2 protein-coding genes and 1 pseudogene are annotated in these 2,643 nt (G+C 50.8%); 2 read left to right on the top strand and 1 reads right to left on the bottom strand.

Going from position 1 to position 2,643, the window contains the following annotated elements:
- Together D8U71_RS28285 and D8U71_RS01310 are read left to right on the top strand one after the other, a co-directional pair.
- Positions 1 to 1,241 (top strand): annotated as a pseudogene (locus D8U71_RS28285) (hypothetical protein); the annotation flags it as partial.
- Positions 1,242 to 1,700, top strand: a complete 459-nt coding sequence (locus D8U71_RS01310; protein ID WP_122746725.1) for a hypothetical protein — start codon at positions 1,242 to 1,244, stop codon at positions 1,698 to 1,700.
- Positions 1,701 to 2,125: 425 nt separating this feature from the next.
- Here the strand turns inward: D8U71_RS01310 and D8U71_RS01305 are convergent, their stop codons facing one another.
- Positions 2,126 to 2,440 (bottom strand): helix-turn-helix transcriptional regulator, encoded by a 315-nt coding sequence (locus D8U71_RS01305; protein WP_122746724.1) that lies wholly within the window; start codon positions 2,438 to 2,440, stop codon positions 2,126 to 2,128.
- Positions 2,441 to 2,643: the final 203 nt, after the last annotated feature.

The following is a 2,643-nucleotide window of genomic DNA, read 5'->3' as shown; positions in this document are numbered from 1 at the left end:
CGATCAAGTTCCCGGAAGGTGGCGTAGTAAAAGTTGTCGCGCATGCGCTGATGGGGGGCTTGCTTTCCGAGGCGATGGGTGGGGATTTTGCTACTGGTGCGGCGGCTGCCGGGTTGAACGAAGCGGCGATGAATGTCCTTGTGAAGTTCGCTGGTGGCAATGATCAGTTGCACTTGATGATGTCGCAGCTAACCGGGCTCGTTGCTGCCGCAGCGGTGGATGGTGATCTGCAGCAGGGTGCAAATATTGCGAAGAATGCCACTCAGTACAACTGGCTGTTACATAGAGACGTTGTCGCGGCGGACAGAGCTCGAGCAGCTTGTGGTTCGGGAGAGGGCGCTCAAGGGTGCCGGGACAATATCACCCGGGCAACAGCGGCATTGGATGCCGAAAGACAACGTGATATGGAGGAGTTCGGGCGCAAGATTCAGCTACAAGCACTACAAGAAGGATGGACGCTTGAGCAATACAATGCCGCCAAGGCCAATTATTTTGCAGGCATTGACCCAAAAGAGCTTACGACTGTTTACCCTCCTTCGCTGGATCCGGGATTTCTGGCCAGAGAAGGGGGTACTAGCGTTCGTGGAATAGTTGCTGCATGGCCAGGTGGAGCAGTCAAAACAGCGGAATCCTTCTGGAATGCCGTCTCATCACCTTTTGACACGATTGGTGCAATCGCAAACGGTATTGGCGGGCTAGCTCTGGGGTTTAAGGATTGGATAACCAGTCCGATCCCGTCGCATACGCTGGAAAAAGAATTTGATAAAGTAGCGACTGCCTCCGCCCAGGAATTGGGTGGTATGGCTTTTGACGCTGTTACCGGACTCTTGACTGCTCACATTGGTGGGAAAGCTGTCGAGTGGGTTGAAGGAAAGTGGGTTGATTCAAAAGGCGCAGGTGAAGTTGCCTCTATAGGCGGAAAGACCTGTGTTTATAACTGTGTTGTTGATGGCGTGACTCGTTATGTTGGAATAACCGACGATATAGTTAAGCGCGGTCAAGCTCACCTCAGAGAAAAAGGCATCACAATTGACAGAATAGAGGGTTTACAGAACCTTTCACGTGCTGACGCACGGGCAGTCGAGCAAACACTGATCGACTACCATGGCCTTGGTAAAGATGGCGGCACGTTAATCAATAAGATTAACTCTATATCGTCTGTCAAAAACCCGACTAAGTATGAGCAGGGTTTGATACGCGGCGCCGAGCTGCTAAAAAAAGCTGGATATGAAGGATTTTAAATGGCTAAGAAGGTGAAGCTGGGCGACATTTTGCAGGTGTTAACCTCGCAGGGTGTCGCATATGCGCAAGTTACTCATAAACATCCGGAATTTGGTTTTTTAATACGTATTTTCCCCGGATTTCATAATGAGAAACCAAAAGATTTTTCGGTTGTTGTTGATGGTGAACCACAATTTTCCGCATTTTTTGTTGTTCAAAGTGCGGTAAATCAAGGCCTTCTATCCGTTGTGGCAAATGTTCCGGTTCCCGAAAGGTTACAAGTGTTTCCTACGTTCCGTTCCAGGAATGGCGGGCCGGGAGGCTCTATTTGGCTATGGAATGGAAGCGAAGCACTTCGGCTGGAGAGGGAGATTAGCTCGGAAGAGCTGAAGCATTCCACAAGAGGAATTATCAGTGCACCATTGCTTGTTGAGCGTATTGAAAATAATTACAGAGCCGAGACCCATGAGGTTTGGTGAGTTGTAGAAGTTTCAACTTGATCTGACACTTTCGACACCGGCCTTGCGCCGGTGTTTTTGCACCCTATCTGCATCCGTTTTGCCGCCTTCTTGCATCCTATTTGCATCCGTTCTGCAGTTAAGTTGCATCCCTTTTGCACCCACCCTGACGACCTACGGTCTAGCTGCTCAATACGCCCTTTTTTGAGCATGATTTTTCGCCCCTTAACAGGAGCAAAATCTCAATACACAACACGCAGCTCTTGCGAGGTGGATATTTTCTATATGGTTGTCCGGTTTATGTCTTCTAGGTGCTGCTACACACTTGTAATACGAAATGCAGGTTTCACCCGATAAACACTGACGTATGACGTATAGCTTTGGCTATACGCAGCAGCGAAGTATGGGGGGCCGGTTTACTCTTTCAGATCGGCCCTTTTTTTTGATTACGCATTGGGTGGTCGGCTGCTGTTATCCGCCCCCATGACTTTTGATGCCTGGTACTTAAGAATCATCCCGTCGAGCAGTGCCTTGATCACTGATTTCTCGGCTTCGGGCATATGGCTGACGGCCTCAAAGCGGAGGCGCAAGTCGTCGGACGGCCCGCGTTCTCCTTCAGCGAATACCAAATCATCCAAACTGACGTGCAGAGCCTGAGCAAGCCGAATTAGGGCTTCTAAGGTTGGTTGCGCCGTCCCTGCCTCATAACGCCGAATCTGATTAACGTGCACTGACGGGATAAATGGGGACAGACCTTTCAATTGGAGTCAAGCGTAAAAGGCGGCGGCGACCTGAGGCTCGATGCCGGTCGCGACATCAACGTCATCGCCAGCACCGCCGGGGTAAATGGGGACAGACCACGTTTAGAAGGCACTCCAAAACGTGGTCTATCCCCGTTTCCCCACCCAGGTCGGCAGCGAAATCAAGAGCGGCGGCAACCTGTCTCTGGTCAGCCTGGGCGACC

The sequence above is a fragment of the Pseudomonas sp. Sample_21 genome, from assembly GCF_004307525.1.
In the GTDB taxonomy this organism is placed as follows: domain Bacteria; phylum Pseudomonadota; class Gammaproteobacteria; order Pseudomonadales; family Pseudomonadaceae; genus Aquipseudomonas; species Aquipseudomonas atacamensis.
Note: the sequence above shows the minus strand (reverse complement) of the source record. Positions and strands in the feature narration are given on the sequence as shown.